The sequence below is a fragment of the Pasteurella sp. P03HT genome (assembly GCF_054052285.1).
This window is the reverse complement of sequence record NZ_JBSIUM010000001.1, coordinates 324781-345635: the sequence shown is the minus strand read 5'-3', so window position 1 is coordinate 345635 and position 20855 is coordinate 324781. Positions and strand designations below refer to the sequence as shown.

22 protein-coding genes and 1 other annotated feature are annotated in these 20855 nt (G+C 40.0%); of the genes, 8 read left to right on the top strand and 14 right to left on the bottom strand.

The window, feature by feature from the left end; translation table 11 throughout:
* Positions 1-7: 7 nt before the first annotated feature.
* The 6 genes from hisD to mtr all read right to left on the bottom strand — a co-directional run bounded on the left by hisD (position 8) and on the right by mtr (position 6546).
* Positions 8-1306, bottom strand: coding sequence for a histidinol dehydrogenase (gene hisD, locus ACWIT3_RS01660; RefSeq protein WP_457161090.1), 1299 nt, complete (start codon positions 1304-1306; stop codon positions 8-10).
* 78 nt (positions 1307-1384) lie between these two features.
* Entirely contained in the window at positions 1385-1624 is a 240-nt protein-coding gene (locus ACWIT3_RS01655; protein WP_457161089.1) for a recombinase RecA, read from the bottom strand.
* A gap of 2 nt (positions 1625-1626) precedes the next feature.
* A complete protein-coding gene (hisG, locus tag ACWIT3_RS01650) occupies positions 1627-2526 on the bottom strand; it encodes an ATP phosphoribosyltransferase (protein ID WP_457161088.1) in 900 nt (299 codons plus the stop codon).
* Positions 2527-2562: 36 nt separating this feature from the next.
* Positions 2563-2690, bottom strand: a sequence feature (His leader region).
* Positions 2691-2790: 100 nt separating this feature from the next.
* Positions 2791-3546: a class I SAM-dependent methyltransferase gene (locus tag ACWIT3_RS01645; protein WP_457161087.1), complete on the bottom strand. Its 756-nt coding sequence runs from the start codon at positions 3544-3546 to the stop codon at positions 2791-2793.
* Between the two features lies 1 nt (position 3547).
* The gene (gene ushA, locus ACWIT3_RS01640) at positions 3548-5197 is read right to left on the bottom strand and encodes a bifunctional UDP-sugar hydrolase/5'-nucleotidase UshA (protein WP_457161086.1); all 1650 of its coding nucleotides are present in this window, start codon (positions 5195-5197) and stop codon (positions 3548-3550) included.
* Positions 5198-5283: 86 nt separating this feature from the next.
* A complete protein-coding gene (gene mtr / locus ACWIT3_RS01635) occupies positions 5284-6546 on the bottom strand; it encodes a tryptophan permease (RefSeq protein WP_457161085.1) in 1263 nt (420 codons plus the stop codon).
* 213 nt (positions 6547-6759) lie between these two features.
* Between mtr and ppa the strand changes: the two genes are divergently transcribed.
* Positions 6760-7287, top strand: a complete 528-nt coding sequence (gene ppa, locus ACWIT3_RS01630) for an inorganic diphosphatase (RefSeq protein ID WP_457161084.1) — start codon at positions 6760-6762, stop codon at positions 7285-7287.
* A 69-nt stretch (positions 7288-7356) separates the two neighbouring features.
* Entirely contained in the window at positions 7357-8127 is a 771-nt protein-coding gene (locus tag ACWIT3_RS01625) for a M48 family metallopeptidase (protein WP_457161083.1), read from the top strand.
* A gap of 61 nt (positions 8128-8188) precedes the next feature.
* Here the strand turns inward: ACWIT3_RS01625 and ACWIT3_RS01620 are convergent, their stop codons facing one another.
* From ACWIT3_RS01620 to ACWIT3_RS01600, 5 genes are all read right to left on the bottom strand, one after another.
* Positions 8189-8956, bottom strand: coding sequence for an energy transducer TonB family protein (locus ACWIT3_RS01620; protein WP_457161082.1), 768 nt, complete (start codon positions 8954-8956; stop codon positions 8189-8191).
* Positions 8953-9342, bottom strand: a complete 390-nt coding sequence (gene exbD / locus ACWIT3_RS01615) for a TonB system transport protein ExbD (protein WP_046339572.1) — start codon at positions 9340-9342, stop codon at positions 8953-8955. Before exbD ends, ACWIT3_RS01620 begins: the two co-directional genes overlap by 4 nt.
* Before the next feature lie 8 nt (positions 9343-9350).
* Complete coding sequence (exbB, locus tag ACWIT3_RS01610; protein WP_046339571.1) at positions 9351-9806, bottom strand: TonB-system energizer ExbB; 456 nt, start codon at positions 9804-9806, stop codon at positions 9351-9353.
* Between the two features lie 214 nt (positions 9807-10020).
* Complete coding sequence (locus tag ACWIT3_RS01605; protein WP_457161081.1) at positions 10021-11280, bottom strand: HlyC/CorC family transporter; 1260 nt, start codon at positions 11278-11280, stop codon at positions 10021-10023.
* Between the two features lie 100 nt (positions 11281-11380).
* Complete coding sequence (locus tag ACWIT3_RS01600; protein WP_457161080.1) at positions 11381-12184, bottom strand: cytochrome C assembly family protein; 804 nt, start codon at positions 12182-12184, stop codon at positions 11381-11383.
* A gap of 138 nt (positions 12185-12322) precedes the next feature.
* Here ACWIT3_RS01600 and ffh point away from each other — a divergent pair, with 138 nt between their 5' ends.
* Positions 12323-13699 carry a signal recognition particle protein gene (gene ffh, locus ACWIT3_RS01595; protein WP_457161079.1) on the top strand — a complete coding sequence of 459 codons (1377 nt, stop codon included), beginning with the start codon at positions 12323-12325 and terminating at the stop codon, positions 13697-13699.
* A gap of 76 nt (positions 13700-13775) precedes the next feature.
* On the opposite strand, the gene plsB is transcribed toward ffh, so the two are convergent.
* Positions 13776-16205 (bottom strand): glycerol-3-phosphate 1-O-acyltransferase PlsB, encoded by a 2430-nt coding sequence (plsB, locus tag ACWIT3_RS01590; RefSeq protein WP_457161078.1) that lies wholly within the window; start codon positions 16203-16205, stop codon positions 13776-13778.
* Between the two features lie 218 nt (positions 16206-16423).
* On the opposite strand from plsB, the gene lexA reads away from it, so the two are divergent.
* From lexA to rplI, 5 genes are all read left to right on the top strand, one after another.
* Entirely contained in the window at positions 16424-17065 is a 642-nt protein-coding gene (gene lexA, locus ACWIT3_RS01585; RefSeq protein ID WP_457161077.1) for a transcriptional repressor LexA, read from the top strand.
* 227 nt (positions 17066-17292) lie between these two features.
* On the top strand, positions 17293-17670 hold the full coding sequence (rpsF, locus tag ACWIT3_RS01580; RefSeq protein WP_046339564.1) for a 30S ribosomal protein S6: 378 nt from the start codon (positions 17293-17295) through the stop codon (positions 17668-17670).
* Complete coding sequence (gene priB / locus ACWIT3_RS01575; RefSeq protein ID WP_046339563.1) at positions 17657-17983, top strand: primosomal replication protein N; 327 nt, start codon at positions 17657-17659, stop codon at positions 17981-17983. The genes rpsF and priB overlap by 14 nt, the downstream gene beginning before the upstream one ends.
* Positions 17984-17995: 12 nt before the next feature.
* Positions 17996-18223: a 30S ribosomal protein S18 gene (gene rpsR, locus ACWIT3_RS01570; RefSeq protein WP_005717555.1), complete on the top strand. Its 228-nt coding sequence runs from the start codon at positions 17996-17998 to the stop codon at positions 18221-18223.
* Positions 18224-18242: 19 nt separating this feature from the next.
* The gene (rplI, locus tag ACWIT3_RS01565) at positions 18243-18692 is read left to right on the top strand and encodes a 50S ribosomal protein L9 (protein WP_046339562.1); all 450 of its coding nucleotides are present in this window, start codon (positions 18243-18245) and stop codon (positions 18690-18692) included.
* A 197-nt stretch (positions 18693-18889) separates the two neighbouring features.
* Here rplI and ACWIT3_RS01560 read toward each other — a convergent pair whose 3' ends face one another.
* Positions 18890-19267, bottom strand: coding sequence for an MliC family protein (locus ACWIT3_RS01560; RefSeq protein WP_457161076.1), 378 nt, complete (start codon positions 19265-19267; stop codon positions 18890-18892).
* Between the two features lie 87 nt (positions 19268-19354).
* A complete protein-coding gene (gene glnA / locus ACWIT3_RS01555; protein ID WP_457161075.1) occupies positions 19355-20773 on the bottom strand; it encodes a type I glutamate--ammonia ligase in 1419 nt (472 codons plus the stop codon).
* Positions 20774-20855 lie beyond the last annotated feature (82 nt).

Genomic DNA, 20855 nt, shown 5'->3' with positions numbered 1-20855 from the left:
CAGTGTATTATGCGCGATTTTTTTCACCTTGCAACTTTCTCCAGCGAATTTCCACCGCTTGTTTGTGCGCTTCTAATTGTTCTGCTTCTGCCATTAACATCACAGTATTGGCGAGATTTTTAAAACCCTGTGGACTAAGTTCTTGTACGGTCATTCGTTTGCTGAAATCGGCCAAACCTAGGCTAGAGTGTGTGCGTGTGTAGCCGTAAGTTGGCAATACGTGGTTGGTGCCGCTGGCATAGTCGCCCATACTTTCAGGGGAATAAGCGCCTAAAAAGATCGAACCTGCATTGTCCAACAATGGCAATAAATTACGAGCGTTTTCCACTTGTACGACTAAATGTTCTGGAGCGTAAGCATTGCTGATTGCGACACATTGTTGCAGATCTTCTGCGATAAACGTGCGGCTGTGTGCAAGGGCTTTGCGTGCAGTTTCCGCTCTTGGTAAGCGTGCAAGTTGTTGTTCAATGGCAAGTGCGGTTTGTTTTGCTAAAGTTTCGCAATTCGTCACTAAAATCACTTGGCTGTCAGCCCCGTGTTCCGCTTGAGAGAGTAAATCGCTCGCTACAAAATCAGGATCGGCAAATTCATCGGCAATCACTAACACTTCTGAAGGCCCCGCAGGCATATCAATGGCTGTGCCTTGTTGTAAAACTTGGCGTTTAGCTTCTGTCACAAAGGCGTTGCCTGGTCCGAAAATTTTATCCACTTTTTGCACGCTCTCTGTACCGTTTGCCATTGCAAATATCGCTTGAGCGCCACCAACGGCATAAATAGTTTCAACTCCACATAAGTTTGCTGTGTAGAGAATTTCATCGGCAATTGGTGGTGGCGAACAAAGTACAATGGTTTTGCAGCCTGCGATTTTGGCGGGCACTGCGAGCATCAATACAGTGGAAAAGAGCGGGGCAGAACCACCCGGAATATACAAACCGACTTTTTGAATTGGTCGGGTTAACACTTGGCAACGCACACCTTCTTGCGTTTCGATATCCACACGTTCATTTTTCTGTGCTTGGTGAAAACGCTCAATATTATCTTTTGCCGTTTGAATAGCTTGTTTCAACCCTTCAGAAATTCGGCTACTTGCTTGTTCAATTTGCTCTTTTGAGATAACCAAGCTTTCCAATTTCACTTTATCGAATTTTTCCGACAGCTCAAATAACGCCTGATCGCCGTTCTTGAGCACATTCGCCTTAATTTGATTGACTGCTTGTGTAATTTGCTCACCAATCGCTTGTGCTGGGCGTGAAAGTGCGGTTTGTTTTTCTTGATCATTTAAGTTATTCCAAATTAGTGTTTGCATAATTTTTTCTCATATTGCACGGTAAATTCATTAATAAAAAATACAAGCGGTCAGTTTTAAAGCATTTTTTGCAATATATTAACTGTTTTGTGCCTTAGCCCAATTAATTGCAGCCTCTATTGCTTTACGAGCTTGCGGGCTATTTCGCCAACAAGTTGAACCTGTAATTTCTGAACCGAGTTGTAAGATAAAGTCAGGGGTAGAATTTGCTAATTGATTCACATCATCTAGCCCCATTTCAGCTAAACGTTTCAAAATAGTTGGACCAATGCCTTTTTGAGCGAGTAAAGATTGCTTTTCAGTTTCTGTGAATGCCATATTTACTCCATCATTTTCTCAATTGGTAAAACAAGGATTGAACTTGCACCAATCTCTTTTAACTGTTCCATTGTTTCCCAGAATAGCGCTTCTTGGCTAACAACATGCATGGCGACTTTTGAATCATCGTGTGCCAATGGCAAAATGGTTGGGTTTTCCACGCCTGGTAAAAGTGCGGTAATTTCTTCTAATTTTTCTTTCGGTGCGTGGAGCATAATGTATTTGGATTCTGCCGCCTGTTGAACGCCTTGGATACGAGTGAGTAACTTATTCACTAAGGCTTGTTTTTCTGGGCTAAGTTCGGCAGCTCGTTGAATTAAGCAGGATTTTGAGCGGTAAATCACTTCCACTTCTTTTAAGCCGTTGGCTTCAAGCGTAGCGCCTGAAGACACTAAATCACAAATCGCATCGGCAAGCCCCGCACGAGGAGCAACTTCTACTGAGCCAGTGAGTGAACAGGTTTTGAAGTCCACGCCTTGTTGTTGCATATAGCGTTTGAGTAAATTTGGATACGAGGTTGCAATACGGGCGTTTTCGAGATCGCTTACGCCTTTATAAGTCTCATCTTGTGGAATAGCGATGGATAAACGACAGCCACCGAAATCTAAACGGCGTAATTTTTTATAATTGACGCTTTCGCCAGCAGCTTGGCGGGCAAGTTCCTCTTCTTCTAAAACATTCTCACCGATGATGCCAAGATCCACGACGCCATCAAAGACTAAACCAGGGATATCATCATCACGAACACGTAAAATATCAATTGGCATATTTTCAGCGTAAGCAATTAAACGTTGTTCTTGTAAATTTATTTTTACACCACATTGTTTTAATAGTGCTTGAGATTCTTGGCTTAAACGCCCTGATTTTTGCATCGCAATGCGTAGTCTTTTACTTTCGATCATAATGTTATCCTGTGTTTGATGTTGTGAATTTTAGTTATAAAAAAAGCCTCTCGAGTGGTTCCGAGAGGCTTTGTTGTTGGTTCTATCGCACTGCTCGGAAGATTTTCTATCTTCCAAGCACCACTAAACGCCCGAAAGATAATCAGGAGTGATGGTGGTGATGATGAGCAATGCGGTTAAAATTCATTTTGTCTTCCTTATTGGTTAATTGCTATCCAAATTACTGTAAAAAAAATGAACTGGCAAGTGTTTTTTACAAAAAAGTTAAATTTTTTTTGCTTTAATAAATAACAGAACAGGGCGGTGTTGCAGATCTTTAAATTCGTTTTGCCACTCAGGCTGATCGGAAAGCATCGGTTCTGCCATTTGTTCAATTTGGAAACCCGCTTGAATTAAATTATTGATGAGGGTAGCAGTAGTGCGGTGATAGGTTTTAAACGGTTGTTTAAACCAATTTCGATCACGTTCGCCTTCGTCACGGTAATAATTTAAGCGATACGCCACTTGCTGTTTGTTTTCATCTTTTTCCCAGCGATCACCGCCTTGGTAACAAGTTACAATCGGGTGCTCTTGCGAGAAAATCAAATAACCATTTGGATTTAATTTTTGATGAATATCGGATAACAACTGAGGAAAATCTTGCACATAATGAAACGCAAATGAACTTGTGATGACATCAAACTGGCTTTCAGGTAACTCGCTGAGTTGTTCCATTGAAAGCTGATGCAAAGCAAAGTGCGGTGCATTTTGGGAAAATTTTGCTAAGTCTGTTTCTGCCTGTTTGAGCATATTCTCAGACAGATCAATGCCCACAACAAAGCGGGCATTGCGTTGTAAATAAAGTTGTAGATGACCACCACAGCCACAACCCAAATCTAACAGTTTTTTGCCTGTTAAATCGGGCAGTAGAGACAACATTGTCGGCTTTTCTACCACTTCATTTAAGCTGATCGGATTTTCCCGCAATTTTAAATAAAGCTCAAAAAATTGCGGGGCATCATAGACGCTTTTTTTAGTCATCTTATTTGAAGATGATGTCGTCTTTTGGATCGTATTTCGATGCGTCTAATACTTTGTTTTCTTCAAAGTATTTTTTCAACATTTCAGCATCGATGAAACCAGTATTCACATAGCTTGGGTGTTTTTTCAATACTGGGTAACCGTCACCACCGCCAGCGCAGTAGTCTGGTACAGACACTTTATATTTTTTGTTTAAATCAAGTGCTTTGCCATCCACTTTTACATCAGACACTTTTTGTGCAGTACGATCAACAACCATTGAAAGCCCCGCAAATTGTGGATATGCACCACTATCAACTTGTTTCATCGCAACAACGTTGAGGTAGTCTAAAAGCTCTTGGCCGGTGAAATCCACAGTTGCGATCATATTACCGAACGGTTGAACAGTAAGAAGATCTTTATAAGTGGTTTCGCCCTCGTTGATATCAGCACGGATACCACCTGAGTTCATAATACCGACGTCAGCTTTCACACGTTCCATTTGAGATTGTGCGATTAAGCGACCAAGGTTAGTTTGGTGGAAACGAATAATTTTACGATCGCCCACAAATTTACCTTTTACTTCACCCACTTTCACGCCTAATAAGCGGTCACCTTCGTCTTGGTAAGTTTTTAAATGTGCAAATACTGCTGGATCTTCTACGATTTCAGATTGATAAAGTTTGTATTCAGATTTGCCGTCTTCTAATTTGATTTTTTGTTTTAAGTTAACTGGGATTAACTCATATTTCACCAATTTCGTTTCGCCGTTTTTGAATTCAAAATCTGCGCGACCAATGAATTTACCCCATTCGCCTGCTTGAACAATCCAAGTCCCGTTTTGGAAGTCAGGTTGACATGCTTCACCTGGCGTGTATTTCGCTTTGAATTGACCTTGTTCATCAATACAAACGGTGTCGTGTGTGTGTCCACCAATGATTAAATCAAATGCGCCTTTATCAAGAGTTCGAGCCATGGTAACGTCGCCTGGTGCATTTTGACCGTGTTTACCGTCAAAATAGTAGCCCATATGGGTCAACGCAATGCGCATATCGGGTTTTTCTTTTTTATTGATTTCCGCTAATGTAGTTTTTGCTGTTTCGATTGGATTTTTGAAGATAACGTGATCAACCACATCTGGGTTACCTAATTTTGCGGTATCTTCAGTGGTTAAACCTACAACTGCAATGTTTAAATCTTCTTTTTTCAACATCACATAAGGATTCACTAATGGTTTGTTGGTTTTTTTGTTGATCACGTTTGCAGAAAGAAGTGGGAATTTTGCCCATTTTTCTTGCATATCTAACAGTTGGATTGGGAAGTCAAACTCGTGGTTACCTAGCACTGCCGCTTCATAACCAATCATATTCATCCCTTCGATATCTGGTTTTGCGTTTAGCATATCTGATTCTGGCACGCCCGTGTTGAAGTCACCTGCGTGAAGTAACACAACCGAGCCACCTTTGCTTTCGACATCCTTACGAATACCGTCGATCAAGGTTTTGTGTGCAGCAAAACCATATTCACCTTTGCTGTTTTTCCAGAAGTGACCGTGCGTATCGTTCACGTGTAATACGGTGATGTTATAGGTTTTGTCTTGTGTGTAAGCATGTGCTTGGCTGATTAACCCTAATGACAGTGCGACGGCGCTAAATTTAATTAATTTTTTCATTGTAAACCTCTTGAGATTGAAAATCCGCTAACTATATACTCAAAATTTTGTATCAAGCCAAGCTTTTTCCATGAAATTTGTGATGTTTAACCTAAAAATGTCGGTAAGATGCCAAATTGTGCAGCCACTTGTGCCACAATATTGAGGACGCCAAACAAAATCACAAAGTAAATCATAAAGTTACCGCCGTAAACACGATATGTACTGTCTTTAAAACGCTGACGTGTCGCTTTTGCCAATAATGCTGGCACAATTGCCGCCCAAATCGTTGCCGCCAAACCTGCATAGCCAATGGCGATCACAAAGCCATAAGGGAATTGTAAGCTTAGTAATAGTGGCGGTAAAAATGTGATTAAAGTTGCTTTGGTTCTGCCTGATAAGCTGTCATCTAATTTGAATAGGTCAGAAATATAGTCAAATAAACCTAAACTTACCCCTAAGAATGAGCTCGCAATCGCCATATAAGCAAAGAAATTCAGTACCACGCCAATGTAATCGGTTTGGATATATTGTGACAGTGCGCCAAGCAGTGCAGCGATGTCGCCACCTTTTTCAATAACTGGTGCAAATTCAGCGCGTGGCAAGTTTCCTTGCACCGCTAGCTGCCATAAGATGTAAATCACTAATGCAATGCCTGTACCTAAGAAGATCGATTTCATCACACGTTTACCATCGCGATCGTAATATTTCACTAAACTTGGCACGTTACCGTGGAAACCAAACGATACTAAGCAGACAGGAAGTGCGGTCAAAATATAAGGTAAATAGTGTTGTTCACTTTGTGCGATTTGATTGAATAACACGTCTGTTTTGACTGAGCTAATTAAATCGCTGGTGGAAAGAAAGAACGCTACAACCATACCTGCAATCAGCACAGTAGTAAAACGATCGACCGCTTTCGTGGATAACCACACAAAAGCGGCGAGTACAATACAGAAAATTAGCGAGCCAGAACTACGCCCAATATCGACCGCACTTTCTGGTGAACTGAAGACCTGATTGAGTAAATTCTGTGTAATCCCGCCGCCTGATGTAATGTAAGCATAGGTTAAAATATAAAGTACAAAGGCAACAGAAAGTCCGTTGATTACATTCCAGCCGTTACCTAATAAATCTTTCACAATGGTGTCAAAACTTGCACCAGTTGGATAATGCAAGTTGGCTTCGAGGATCATTAAACCCGACGTTGTCATACAAAACCACGTGTAAGCTAAAAGAAGAATCGAACCGATAAACCAAACCCCTGCGGTTGCTGTTGGGTTTGCTAACATACCAGCGCCAATCGCTGTGCCTGCAATAATCATTGCGCCGCCGAGTAAAGAAGGCTGTTTTTTTGTTGTCGTTGTCATAGAAATCCCATGTTAGTTATGATAGTCATGTAAAACATGTACTACTTTAATAGTGCATGAAATAAAAATCAAATGTTTTTTACACATTTGAAGTATTTTTTTGATGAATGAGAGAAAGTGAGGAGGCGTGCGTCTCTATCTCGACAAATTACGTCAATTAGCGCTATAATTGATTGCTTTTATTTATAATTAACTTGAAATAAGGAAGACAAAATGGGTTTAGAAAATGTACCAGCAGGTAAAGCATTACCAGATGATATCTATGTTGTAATTGAAATCCCTGCAAACGCTGATCCAATCAAATATGAAGTGGATAAAGAAAGCGGTTCATTATTTGTGGATCGTTTTATGGCAACAGCGATGTTCTATCCAGCAAACTACGGTTATGTAAACCACACCCTTTCTTCTGATGGCGACCCAGTGGACGTGTTAGTGCCAACACCATATCCGTTACAGCCAGGTTCTGTCATTCGTTGCCGTCCAGTTGGCGTATTAAAAATGACTGACGAAGCGGGTGGTGATGCAAAAGTGGTTGCAGTTCCACACAGCAAATTAACGAAAGAATACGATCACATCAAAGATGTGGGTGATTTACCCGCATTATTAAAAGCGCAAATCCAACACTTCTTTGAAAGCTACAAAGCATTAGAAGCTGGCAAATGGGTGAAAGTTGAAGGCTGGGAAGGCGTTGAAGCAGCACGTCAAGAAATTTTAGAATCATTTGAACGTGCGAAAAAGTAATATTGATGCGATAAATACCGCTGTAAAGAGCGGTATTTTTTTATTTAATTGATTGTAAGTGAGGACTTTATGACTAAATTTATCAAGCAAATCGCGATGGTTTCTTCTATTGCCCTGCTATTAAATGCCTGTGCCGATTCTGCCAGTATTAATCAACAGTCGGCGTCGTCTTATTTACAAGCGGTAAATAAAGCGCGCAGTGAAGGGGTGTTAGATACGACTTCCCCTACAGCAAAACGGATCCAAGCAGTGTTTAAGAAAATGGTTCCTTACGCGAATGCAGAAAATCACACGGGACAAGTATTTAACTGGCAAATTAGTGTGATTAAATCAAAAGAATTAAATGCTTGGGCAATGCCTGGCGGTAAAATGGCATTTTATACTGGGTTAGTTGATAGTCTGAAATTAACCAATGATGAAATTGCAACGGTTATGGGGCACGAGATGGCACATGCGTTGAAAGAACATGGTAAGAAAAAAGTCAACATGGGACAATTTACTAATGTCTTAGCGCAAGTGAGTCATGTTGCGTTGTCAACCGTGATTGGTACAGACGGTAGTGCGGTCGTTGTTGGGCTAACGAAAGATTGGGCATTGGATAAACCGTATTCGCGTAGTAATGAAACGGAGGCGGATGAAGTCGGTTTAATGTTAATGGCAAAATCAGGTTTTAACCCAGAAGCTGCACCACGTGTTTGGCAAAAAATGCAAGCCGCGGGTTCGAGTTCAAAAGGGGTATTGGCGGCCTTATCTTCAACACACCCTAATGATGCAGATCGCCAACAGAATTTATTACGCTTGATGCCACAAGCCATAGCGTTATACAAACAATCAAAATAATTTGCGCGGATGAACTCGCTTGATATAAAAAATCCACCTTCTGTGTAAGGTGGATTTTTTGTTAGTTAGTGATTCTAAAGCTAACAGGTACGCTTACTTCATTCGCCATCCCCGCGGGCAGTGGACCAATTGGGCGTGCATTATTTACAGCGGCCAGTGCAGCTTGATCAAGTTCTTCTGACCCCGATGATTTAATAATACGAGCGTGACTAATTGCACCACTATTATTAATGTGGAATGAAATCGTTGCGACACCTTGTTTACGCATCATTTTAGCGCGATTTGGATAACGTTTATGTTTTTCAATCTCGCGGCGTAATGCCGAACGATAAGCATTAATTTCGTTTGTTGTACTTCCAGTTCCAACTAAATTAGGGTTTGTGCTAGTCACTTTACCTGTCGTGGTCGCTTGCTGATTAATTGAGGAATCTGAATTAATCTCACGATCCGATTTCGGTAAGTCTTTACGTTCTGGTTTGGTTTTTTTCGGTTTTTCCTTTGGCTTTTCTTTAGGCTTTTCCTTTGGTTTTTCTGGTTCTTTAGGTTTTTCTGGTTCTTTTGGCGGTTCAGGTTTTACCGTTGGATCGGCTACTTCTTCTTTCGGGAGCTCTGGCTCGACGACTGGCTCAGGAACGGGTTCTGGCTCAGGTTCTTCCAGCACAGTAGCTGCTAACATTTCCATGGAAATGTGAGTACTTACAATGTCCGCAGAAAATCCATTTGCACTTTCATCATCTTTTTGTACCGACCAGTATAAAAACGCGACAAAGCTCACGTGAAAAAGCAAAGAAACGACAAATCCAACCAATGAGCGATTTGTTTTTATCATTGCGCAGCCTTTTCTTTGATGGTGACAATCGCCACATTGCGAATTTCATTTTTTGCCATGATATCTGTAATAGAAACAAAATCTTGGAAGCTTGATTTTGCATCTACTTTCAGCGTTACTTTCTGATCTTTAGCCCATGTGCTGATTTCTTGTTCTAATGCTTCTTTCGTAATCGGTTTATCATTAAAAAAGATGTCACCAGTTTCTGTCACGGTTAATAATTTGGCTAAATCATCCGATCTAAATGCGACAGTTGAACTGGCTTTGGGAACATTCACTTGTATTTTGCCTTGAGAAATAAAGGAAGCTGTAATCAAGACAATGGCTAACAATACCAACATAATGTCGATAAACGGAATGATGTTGATTTCATCAAATTTTTTCACGGTATCACCTATGCTTGTTTGGTTTTTTTCTCATTTAAGGCAAACCATTTCAAACGATTTACTTCGATTTTACGACCTAATCCGTTGTAGAAAACCATAGAAGGAATCGCCACTAAAATCCCCACAGCAGTGGCTTTTAGTGCAAGAGACAAGTGCACCATGATGGCAGCAGCATCGATTTCACCACCAGAATGTCCAAGCTCAAAGAAAGTGAGAAGAATCCCAATAACCGTTCCCAATAAACCGACATAAGGTGCATTGGAACCGATAATCGAAATTGCGGTGAGATTACGTTGCAAATCAATATCAAGTTCATGCACGTTGTCATAATCTTCAACATTTACTTTATTTAAGAAGATAAAACGTTCAACAACAAGCCATACCATGATAAAGCTCATCAGAGCAAGTAAGCCTAAAATGATGTAGTCAATATAGTTTTGTAAGAATTGAAAGAGCTGTGGCATAACAAAGTCCTTTAATTTGCAACGAAAAATAAGTTGTGCATTATACGCTATTGAGAATTAATTTCAATTGCGAAATTCTAGCAAAAAGCAAGGTAAAAGGTAAATAAAAAAGAGACAATTTTTTGATATAAATCAGCGCATGTTTTATAGAAAAATATTGAGGAAACGAAAGAGGATGGCGATGGGATTGTGCCATCGCCATGAGAAAAAACGGTTAAAGTTTGACGACTTTTGCTTGTTTAATCATGTTGTCAGCGACTTCTAAAATGGTAATCTGTAGACCATTAATTTCGCAGACGGTCCCTTCTTCAGGGATTTCCTCCAGATGTTCGAGGATTAAACCATTAAAGGTTCGTGCTTCTTCCGTATCTAAGTTCCAATCAAATAGTTTATTCAAATCACGTAAATTGGTTGAGCCTTCGATAATCATAGAACCATCAGATTGTGGGATGACTTCTTCTTCGATCGATGGTGCAGTTGAAGTGGTAAATTCACCGACAATTTCTTCAAGAATATCTTCTAGTGTGACGAGTCCCTTGATATCACCGTACTCATCTACTACTAATCCAATGCGTTCTTTATTATTACGGAAATTTAGTAATTGTGCATTTAGTGCGGTGCCTTCAGGAATAAAATAGACTTCGTCTGCGGCGCGAATTAATGTTTCTTTGCTAAACTCATTTTTATCCAACATCAAACGGTAGGCTTCTCGTACGCGAAGCATCCCGAGGATATTTTCATCCATACTGCCTTTATAAAGAACCACGCGACCATGTGCTGCATGGTTGAGTTGGCGCATGATGGATTTCCAGTCATCGTCTATATCAATGCCGCCAATATCGTTACGTGGCACCATGATGTCATCCACAGTGACTTCTTCCAGATCTAAAATGGAAAGTAACATTTCTTGGTGGGCAGATGGAATGAATTTGCCTGATTCGTTGACAATAGAACGCAACTCCTCTGGACTGAGGGATTGTGATTTACTTTCCGATTTGAGTCGGAGTAATGCCAGAATGCCTTGGATGATTAAATTCATCAAGTACACTAATGGGGTAAATAAACGTAAAAAGACCGAAAGCAAATGACTTGATGTAAACGCGACTTTTTCGGGGTAACGCGCAGCTATCGTCTTAGGCAAAATTTCTGAGAAAATGAGCATAACAAACGTTAATGCCCCTGTCGCGATGGCGACCCCTGCATCGCCATATAAACGCATACCAATAATAGTGGTAATGGCAGAGGCGGTAATATTGACGAGGTTGTTACAAATCAGAATTAGGCTTAATAACACATCGGTTTTTTTTAATAATTTCTCAGCTTTTTTGGCACCTTTATGACCTTTCTCGGCTAAGTGGCGGAGACGATAGCGGTTTGCCGCTAACAGACCTGTTTCTGAGCCTGAAAAATAGGCTGAGGTGATAAGTAGAACAATAAGAACGATAAATAGGGTACTAAGGGGAATACTGTCCAAAATGCATCCTTTTATGAGTTAATCAAAATTGAAAAGTGCGGTCATTTTTTTCACTATTTGAACCGCACTTTTGCTAGGTATAAGGATAAATAAATATTGTTTATATTTCAAGCATTACACGACTGCCAAAATAGGCAATGCTGAGTAATAACATACCTAGAATGGCATAGTATACCATCTTTTTCCCACGCCAATGTTGTTTCCAATGACCAATCAGTGCACGACCAAAAACTAGCCAAGCGAGAAAAGAAAACACGGCTTTTTGAATATCTTGTGGCGCAAATTCTTTTGCCAAGTGATAAGAGCCCGAAATTAAGATGAGACTAAGGAGGAATTGACCTGTGAGCATTAAGCGGAAAAAATGCCGTTCGACAGCCATTAAGGGGGGAATGACTGGGGAAAGAACCAATGTTTTATTTTTTAAGTTGCGATCGATCCACAAGAGCTGAATAGAGTAAAGTGCAGACATGAGGCAAATTGAATAAGTGAATAATGCCAATCCGACATGGATAAACAGTGAAATATCTTGGCTTAAATGATAGACAAAATGCGTGGGTAATAAGGTTGTTAAAAGTAAATTAATGATAGAGAACGCATAGATAATTGGTAAGAGAAACCAGAGTGTACGAATTTGAAATAATAAAGCAAAAGTTGCGAGCGTGGCTGTGATGACACTGATGAGTGAGCTAATTTCCATAACAGTGAAATTTTGTCCCCCTGTTAAGCGGAGTAAGAGCGGAGTGAGATTGATAATATGAAGAACCAGGGCGAACACCGTACTTATGATAAAAAAGAAGGTATTTGGTTTTGCGGCAGGTTCACCTGATTGTGTTTTTAATAGCATGGGTGTTATTAGCAGCACACTCAACAAATAAAATAGCACAGCAAAAATTGCAAACCACATGTCGATTTCCTCATCTTAAAACGTAATTTATTCTAACTTTCTCCGTATTAAACTGCTATTAATTTATTTCACAGGGTGAAAATCTAACAGATTTCAGTATAATTGACACAATTTTTGTTGTGTAAATAGGAATAACACATGTTTGAGAATTTATCAGATCGCCTATCTAAAACGTTGCGCAATATCAGTGGACGTGGGCGCTTAACCGAAGACAATATTAAAGAGACGCTGCGTGAAGTTCGGATGGCATTGCTTGAAGCGGATGTCGCATTACCAGTAGTACGTGATTTCATTAATAACGTTAAAGCACGTGCGATTGGGGTCGAAGTTAATAAAAGCCTGACACCAGGTCAAGAGTTCGTCAAAATTGTACAAGCTGAACTTGAAGCAGCGATGGGCGAAGCAAACGAAAGTTTAAACCTTGCTACGCGGCCTCCTGCAGTCATTTTAATGGCGGGTTTACAAGGTGCGGGTAAAACGACGAGTGTTGGTAAATTAGCGAAATTCTTAAAAGAACGCCATAAGAAAAAAGTGCTCGTGGTGTCTGCTGACGTGTATCGTCCAGCTGCGATTAAACAGTTAGAAACCCTGGCTCAAGCGGTTGGTGCTGCATTTTTCCCTTCTGATGTTTCACAAAGTCCGGTTGCGATTGCACAAGCAGCTTTAGCTGAAGCAAAATTAAAATTTTATGATGTATTGATTGTGGATACCGCAGGTCGCCTCCATGTTGATGGCGAAATGATGGAAGAGATTAAGCAAATTCATACCGCGCTTAAGCCAATCGAAACACTTTTCACTGTGGATGCAATGACAGGGCAAGACGCCGCGAATACCGCGAAAGCCTTCAATGAGGCCTTACCATTAACTGGGGTCGTATTGACTAAAGTTGATGGAGATGCACGTGGAGGGGCAGCCTTATCGATTCGTCAAATTACAGGCAAACCGATTAAATTCTTAGGGGTAGGTGAAAAAACGGATGCGCTTGAGCCTTTCCATCCAGAGCGTGTTGCTTCACGTATCTTGGGAATGGGCGATGTCTTGTCGTTAATTGAAGATCTTGAGCGCTCTGTTGACCGCGAAAAAGCGGAAAAAATGGCGCAGAAATTCAAAAAAGGCGACAATTTCACATTAGAAGATTTTCGTGAACAGTTAATTGAGATGAAAAAAATGGGTGGAATGATGTCGATGTTAGACAAATTACCTGGCGCGAAAAATTTACCAGACCATGTTAAGAACCAAGTTGATGATAAAATGTTTAATAAAATGGAAGCCATTATTAACTCCATGACATTTAAAGAGCGTGCGAATCCCGATATTATCAAAGGATCCCGTCGTCGTCGTATTGCAATGGGGTCTGGGACACAAGTGCAGGACGTCAATAAATTGCTCAAACAGTTTGACGAAATGCAACGAATGATGAAAAAAATGCGTAAAGGCGGCATGGCAAAAATGATGCGTGGTATGCAAGGTATGATGGGGGGACTTGGTGGTCTAGGCGGGATGTTTAGACGATAAACTCTTCGTGAATACAGCATAAAAAAGAGCGGTGCAAATTTTTACTTTTGCACCGCTCTTTTTCATATCGAAAGATTTATTCTTCTTCAATTTTGGCAATAGCACCTTTGATGGTTAGGGTGACTTCTGTTGAAATGACTTGATTTAGAATCTCTATGATTTCATTGAGTTTTGTTGTATTGGCAATGCCTTCCTCATTGAAATAGCCTTCTTGTTTTAAGCTGGCGATAAAGGCAGAGAAAACCGCTTTATCAAAGAACTCTGGTGCATTGATGCCGTGTAATACGGACAAACGTTGTGCAACAGATTGACTGTCTTTTTCTAAATTTGCACGAGGTGTGGCAGGATCTTTTTCTAAAATACTCACCGTAATGTAATAACGTTGTAATATTTCACGCACACCCGAAGACCACAGTTGTAACATTCTGACACGAGGTTTATTAATCGACAGCATGTTGGCATTACATTTAATCACTTGCTGGCGTTCAAATTCAGCAATGATGTGATTGACGCGCTCTTGTAGCTCTTCTTGTGAGAATGATAAAAATAATTCATTCTTCAAGAACGGATAAATTTTGCTGACTGCTTCTAACACTAAAGGCTTTTGGATCGCTTCATAGTGCAAGACGATACTAGCGACTAAAGAAGGTAAGACAAATAAATGCTGGATATTGTTTCGATAGTAAGTCATTAATACTGCAGCATTGCGTTCTAAACGCACAATTTCACCAAAGTTATCTTTTTCAATAATGATACCAACACGCTCTAATGTCAGAATATGCTCAAGCATTTTTTCTGGAGATTCTTGTGGAACCACGATGTCTTGTGAATAAGGCACATTTTGTAAAAATTGTTGGTAGCTTTCTAATTGTTCAAGTAGCTGCTCTTTTGAAAGGGCGCGCTGACGTGAAGATAATAAGGCGGTACCCGTTAAATTCATGGCATTAACCGCTGCAGCTTTATTAATGTTAATCATCACCTGATGTGACACACTATCAACCGCTTGGTTAAACCATTGTGGTCGCTCTTCATGTTGAATGTTTTCTTTCCATTCAGGATAATGTTGATTCAAAAAGTTACTTAACGTAATTGGCTCACCAAAATTCACATAAGCTTGACCTAAATTACGTAATTTTTTGATCACTCTTAAAACCAGTCCTGCGTTTTCTTTCTCTTTTGCTGCCCCGCGCAGTTCTTTCGCATAGGTATCAACTTCTAAAACGTGCTCATAACCCACGTAAACAGGAACAACAGAAATCGGGCGAGTTTGACGCTGTAACAGTGCCTGTAAGGTCATTGACATCATCCCTGTTTTAGGTGCGAGCAAGCGACCAGTCCGAGAACGTCCGCCTTCAATAAAGTATTCAACAGGATAACCACGGTGGAAAAGCTCTGCTAAATATTCACGGAAAATTGTTGAGTACAGGCGGTTTCCTTTAAAGGTACGACGGATAAAGAAGGCACCGCCTCGACGGAACATTGCCCCCACGGGCCAAAAGTTAAGGTTAATGCCTGCTGCGATATGAGGAGGGACTAATCCTTGATGATAAAGCAAGTAAGACAGCAATAGGTAGTCAATGTGGCTGCGATGGCAAGGGACATAGACAATTTCATGTCCTTCTAATGCCAATTTACGTACGCGATCTGCATTTTGTACATCGATACCTTGATAAAGTTTATTCCATAACCAACGTAAGAAACGATCCGCAACACGTAACCCTTCATAATTGACGTTAGCTGCAATCTCATTCAGTATTTTTTCTGCTTCTTGTGCCGCTTTTTCTTCACTGATATTTTTTGATTTTGCTTCATCTTTTATGGCTTCCAAAATGCTTGGCAGTTCAAGTAGTTTATTGAACATTGCTTGACGATTTGGTAAGCGTGGTCCTGTTGCTGACATACGTTGTTTTGAAAAGTGCATCTTGGCAACACGGGCAAGTTTGTGAGCAATTGCCTCGTCTGCACCATGTTCATTAACCATGTAACGTAGTGATACAGCCTGTGAAAAGCGCACAAATGTGTCACGCCCAAACCAAATGGCTGCGATGACTTTTTGAATGCCACTTAATAGACGAAGTTGCGGTAGACCTGATTGATTCTCGTGACCAGGAGAACGTCCCCATAATACTGAGCCTGGAATTAATTGCACATCCAGCTCGGGTAAGGCGTGGTGTAAGGCTAAGTATTTATTGAAGACTTGAATCGTTTCTTGTTTAGCACCTTTTGATTTGAAAAAACGACGTCCTTCATCAAGAAATACGAAACGTGGCAACACATGATCGCCAATTTCATTATTTTCAAATGGATCAGGCAAACCTACACTGAGGCAGTTTTTGCGGAAAATAACTAAATCGGTCTGTGAAGTATAGGGTAAAACGTAAACAACAGGTTGTGTGGTATCAAGTTTTAATTCATCGATAGGATGATGTGGAATTGGATTATTTTTCACTAAAAAGGATAAAGGCAATTCCAATATTTTGCGATACATATTTAGAAAACTAAACATAGTGAATTTCCATTTTTATAGGTTTATTAGAAAAATTTCGATTAGTTTACCATAAAATTATCAGAAGTGAGTTGTTGAATAAAAGAACTACTGTGGGTTTTGATCTCGTAGGGGGATTTTCGTGTTCTTGCTTTGCTACGAGAAGAACGGAAAAGATTGCAATATGAATAAGTATGTATATAATGACAGTTATTCTGTATATAAAAACAGGGGTGTTTATGAAACCATTCAAAGCACTGACAGCGCGTCAGCAAGAAGTATACGATTTTCTAAAGCGTCATTTAGAGACAACAGGCATGCCGCCTACTCGTGCGGAAATTTCAAAAGAATTAGGTTTCCGTTCGCCTAATGCGGCAGAAGAACACCTTAAAGCCCTAGCAAGAAAAGGCGTTATTGAGATTCTTTCGGGCACATCGCGTGGGATTCGTCTCTTATTAGAAGAGGCTTCTTCTCATGATGATGCCGATGACGGTTTACCACTTGTTGGACGGGTTGCAGCAGGAGAACCAATTTTAGCGGAACAACATATTGAGGGGACATATAAAGTCGATGCCAATATGTTCAAGCCACAAGCCGATTTTTTATTAAAAGTTTATGGTCAATCGATGAAAGACATCGGCATTTTAGATGGCGATTTGTTAGCAGTACATAGTACCAAAGATGTACGCAATGGACAGGTAGTCGTAGCGAGGATTGAAGATGAAGTGACAGTAAAGCGTTTGGAACGCAAAGGATCTGTCATTTATTTGCATGCAGAAAATGAAGAATTTGAGCCGATTGTTGTCGATTTGAATCAACAACCAAATTTTGAAATTGAAGGAATTGCAGTTGGGATTATTCGCAATAATGCGTGGATGTAATCCAAAAAAGTAAAATGAGAGCCGTAAAAATGCGGTTCTTTTTTATTCTTTTTCGAGGGAAAGAAAAACATAAAATTCTTGCAAAAATGACCACGCTTTATCTTGCAAAAAACATGATTATCTGTATAATTCACCACCTTACAGCTACATTGAATTTTCGTTCCTTGCTTCTGCAGATTGGTAGCTGGTCTAACAGTCAGAGGCTGATTAACCCGTAAGGAGCAGTAATGCGACACTACGAAATCGTGTTTATGGTTCACCCGGACCAAAGCGAACAAGTACCTGGCATGATTGAACGTTACACAGGTTCTGTAAAAGAAGCTGGCGGTCAAATCCATCGCCTAGAAGATTGGGGTCGTCGCCAATTAGCGTACCCAATCAACAAATTACACAAAGCACACTATGTGTTAATGAATGTAGAAGCGCCTCAAGAAGTCATCGACGAGCTAGAAACAACTTTCCGTTACAACGACGCAGTTCTTCGTAACGTAATCATTCGTACTAAGCACGCCGTAACAGAAGCGTCCCCAATGGTTAAAGCAAAAGACGATCGTAAAGCTTTAGCTGAAGTTGAAAACAACGATTTTGAGGATGCTGAAGAGTAATTTAAAAATTGATAATCGTTTTTCGTTGATAGGTCAGGTCGCCAGTCAACCAAAGCGAATGCAAAGCCCAAGCGGAATTGCGCATTGCCAATTTTTGTTAGAACATCGTTCTACACAAGAGGAGGCAGGATTAAGCCGACAGGCTTGGTGTAAAATGCCAATTCAAATTAGCGGCAATCAATTAATAGAAAAAACTCAAAGCATTACGGTCGGCAGTCAGCTTTTGGTGGTGGGATTTATTAGTTCTCACAAAACTGCAAATGGTTTAAGCCAATTAGTATTACATGCCGAGCAAATCGAATTTATAGATTAGGAGACTAGCCAAATGGCACGTTATTTCCGTCGTCGTAAGTTCTGCCGTTTCACAGCGGAAAATGTAGTTGAAATTGATTATAAAGATGTTGCTACATTAAAGAACTATATCACAGAGAGCGGCAAAATTGTTCCAAGCCGTATTACCGGTACTCGTGCGAAGTATCAACGTCAATTAGCTCGTGCTATTAAACGTGCACGTTATTTAGCGTTACTTCCGTACACTGACAATCATCAGTAATTAAAGAGAGGATACGGTAATGCAAGTAATTCTTTTAGACAAAGTGGTTCACCTTGGTAACATTGGTGATCAAGTAAATGTTAAATCAGGTTTCGCGCGTAACTTCTTAATCCCACAAGGTAAAGCAGTTATGGCAACGAAAGCAAATATTGAACATTTCGAAGCTCGCCGCGCAGAATTAGAAGCGAAAGCAGCAGAAGTATTAGCAGTTGCTCAAGCTCGTGCAGCGAAATTAGCAGAATTAGGTTCGGTAACTATCGCATCTAAAGCTGGTGATGAGGGTCGTTTATTTGGTTCTATCACAACTCGCGATGTGGCTGAAGCTGTAACAGCAGCTGGCGTTGAAATTGCGAAAAGTGAAGTTCGTTTATCAACAGGTCCTATCCGTACTTTAGGTGATCACGAAGTGAAATTCCAACTTCATGGTGAAGTATTTGCAACAGTTAACGTTATCGTTGTTGCTGAATAATTCTTGAAGTATAAATATGAAAAACCCAGCGTATGCTGGGTTTTTTATTGCCCCAAATTTGATGTGTCATCTGGATATTTTGAAAAAATAGACCGCACTTTATTGTTAAATCTGAGCTAACTAAATGAGAATAAAAAAATTGCTGGTACATACAAAATATATCAGCAATTTTTGTTATTGGTATCAATCAGATTGAATTAATATTTTTGACAAACTGTGGTTAATAATTGACGGCTGGTACGATAATCAGGCGCAGGGAAAGTAAATGTACCTGATGCGTGATGATCTTCCCATTTCAATGTATTTTGGTTATTCACATAAGTCGCTTTTGTGCCTGGTACTGTAGTGAGGTAATTGGCATATCGGTTTTTATTGTTGTCTCTAAATACAAGGCTTATTGCGCCTTTTGCTTGGTGTTTAATTGAACCTTTGTAGCCATTTTCACAACGGAATTGGATAAGGCTAGAATCAGTAGTTTGGTTATTAAACCCGCCCATTTCAATATCGCCAAGTTGAACACAAGCTGTAGTACAGCAAGCGACTGCAACAGGGATTAATTTTTTAAAAGTACGCATAAAAGCTCCTAGTGAGTAATTAGCTAAATTAAGATTAAAAATAAAAAAATGAATAAATAGAATGCAGCAGGGACTGCATTCTAAAAATTAAGCATAATACATTTCAAATTCTACTGGGTGTGGGGTCATATTTAAACGTTCCACTTCTTTACGTTTGATGCTAATAAAGGCATCAATAAACTCTTTTGTGAACACGTTACCTTTCGTTAAAAATGCATTGTCTTGTTCAAGTGAATTTAATGCTTCTTCTAATGAGGTCGCAACAGCGGGGATATTTTTTAATTCTTCTGGCGGTAGATCATACAGGTTTTTATCCATTGCATCACCAGGATGGAGCTTATTCAAGATACCATCTAAACCAGCCATGAGTAATGAAGCAAAGGCAAGATAAGGATTTGCTAGCGCATCAGGGAAACGTGCTTCAATACGAATAGCTTTAGGAGTGGTGACCGCGGGGATTCGAATTGAAGCAGTACGGTTACTTGCAGAATAAGCTAATAACACAGGGGCTTCAAAGCCAGGAACAAGACGTTTATAGGAATTAGTTGTTGGATTAGTAAAGGCATTTAATGCTTTTGCATGTTTAATAATCCCGCCGATAAAATACAGTGCGGTATCAGATAAGCCAGCATATTTATCTCCTTGAAACACATTTTTACCTTGTTTGCTTAAAGAGATGTTGCAATGCATCCCAGAACCATTATCACCTGTGATGGGTTTGGGCATGAAACAGGCGGTTTTACCATGTTCATAAGCCACATTCTGAACAACATATTTGTAAATTTGTGTTTCATCTGCTTTTTTAGTTAGTGAATTAAATTTTGTTGCAATTTCATTTTGTCCTGCCGTCGCAACTTCATGATGATGTGCTTCGATGACTAAGCCCATTTCTTCTAAAATAAGACACATTTCTGAACGAATATCATGTGCGCTATCTACTGGCGCTACCGCACAATATCCGCCTTTTTTCAATGGGCGATAGGCGTTATTACCATTTTCGTAGCGTTTATTGGTATTCCAGCTTGCTTCTATATCGTCTACAGAGTATGAATTTGTATTCATTGATACATCGAAACGTACATCATCAAATAGGAAAAACTCAGGTTCAGGTCCTAAAAATGCTTCGTCAGCTACCCCTGTTGAACGCATATAGTTTTCCGCACGTATCGCGATAGAACGAGGGTCACGATCATAGCTTTGCATCGTAGTCGGTTCGTAAATGCTGCAGCGAAGTGATAGGGTTGGAATTTGTGCGAAAGGATCAACCACGGCCGTTTCAGGCATTGGCATAAGTAACATATCTGCTTTGTTAATTGCTTTCCATCCTTCGACAGAGGAACCATCAAACATTTTTCCATCTTCAAATAAATCTTCATCAACGAGACTCACAGGAAGTGATACACCGTGTTCTTTTCCTTTAATGTCCGTAAAACGAAGTAAAACAAATTTGATATCATATTCTTCAATCAGCTTGAAGACATTAGCGATGGCAGCTGCGTTTGACATATTATCAATCCTCTAAAATGTGATTTTTTTAAATAAGCTCACATTATAAAACAGCCGCCCTAAAATAGCATAATTTTTATCT

Bases quoted from the DNA above. Each gene is read 5' to 3' on its own strand.
- hisD (WP_457161090.1), bottom strand. From the start codon at position 1,306: ATGCAAACACTAATTTGGAATAACTTAAATGATCAAGAAAAACAAACC.
- ACWIT3_RS01655 (WP_457161089.1), bottom strand. From the start codon at position 1,624: ATGGCATTCACAGAAACTGAAAAGCAATCTTTACTCGCTCAAAAAGGC.
- hisG (WP_457161088.1), bottom strand. From the start codon at position 2,526: ATGATCGAAAGTAAAAGACTACGCATTGCGATGCAAAAATCAGGGCGT.
- ACWIT3_RS01645 (WP_457161087.1), bottom strand. From the start codon at position 3,546: ATGACTAAAAAAAGCGTCTATGATGCCCCGCAATTTTTTGAGCTTTAT.
- ushA (WP_457161086.1), bottom strand. From the start codon at position 5,197: ATGAAAAAATTAATTAAATTTAGCGCCGTCGCACTGTCATTAGGGTTA.
- mtr (WP_457161085.1), bottom strand. From the start codon at position 6,546: ATGACAACGACAACAAAAAAACAGCCTTCTTTACTCGGCGGCGCAATG.
- ppa (WP_457161084.1), top strand. From the start codon at position 6,760: ATGGGTTTAGAAAATGTACCAGCAGGTAAAGCATTACCAGATGATATC.
- ACWIT3_RS01625 (WP_457161083.1), top strand. From the start codon at position 7,357: ATGACTAAATTTATCAAGCAAATCGCGATGGTTTCTTCTATTGCCCTG.
- ACWIT3_RS01620 (WP_457161082.1), bottom strand. From the start codon at position 8,956: ATGATAAAAACAAATCGCTCATTGGTTGGATTTGTCGTTTCTTTGCTT.
- exbB (WP_046339571.1), bottom strand. From the start codon at position 9,806: ATGCCACAGCTCTTTCAATTCTTACAAAACTATATTGACTACATCATT.
- ACWIT3_RS01600 (WP_457161080.1), bottom strand. From the start codon at position 12,184: ATGTGGTTTGCAATTTTTGCTGTGCTATTTTATTTGTTGAGTGTGCTG.
- ffh (WP_457161079.1), top strand. From the start codon at position 12,323: ATGTTTGAGAATTTATCAGATCGCCTATCTAAAACGTTGCGCAATATC.
- plsB (WP_457161078.1), bottom strand. From the start codon at position 16,205: ATGTTTAGTTTTCTAAATATGTATCGCAAAATATTGGAATTGCCTTTA.
- lexA (WP_457161077.1), top strand. From the start codon at position 16,424: ATGAAACCATTCAAAGCACTGACAGCGCGTCAGCAAGAAGTATACGAT.
- rpsF (WP_046339564.1), top strand. From the start codon at position 17,293: ATGCGACACTACGAAATCGTGTTTATGGTTCACCCGGACCAAAGCGAA.
- priB (WP_046339563.1), top strand. From the start codon at position 17,657: ATGCTGAAGAGTAATTTAAAAATTGATAATCGTTTTTCGTTGATAGGT.
- rpsR (WP_005717555.1), top strand. From the start codon at position 17,996: ATGGCACGTTATTTCCGTCGTCGTAAGTTCTGCCGTTTCACAGCGGAA.
- rplI (WP_046339562.1), top strand. From the start codon at position 18,243: ATGCAAGTAATTCTTTTAGACAAAGTGGTTCACCTTGGTAACATTGGT.
- ACWIT3_RS01560 (WP_457161076.1), bottom strand. From the start codon at position 19,267: ATGCGTACTTTTAAAAAATTAATCCCTGTTGCAGTCGCTTGCTGTACT.
- glnA (WP_457161075.1), bottom strand. From the start codon at position 20,773: ATGTCAAACGCAGCTGCCATCGCTAATGTCTTCAAGCTGATTGAAGAA.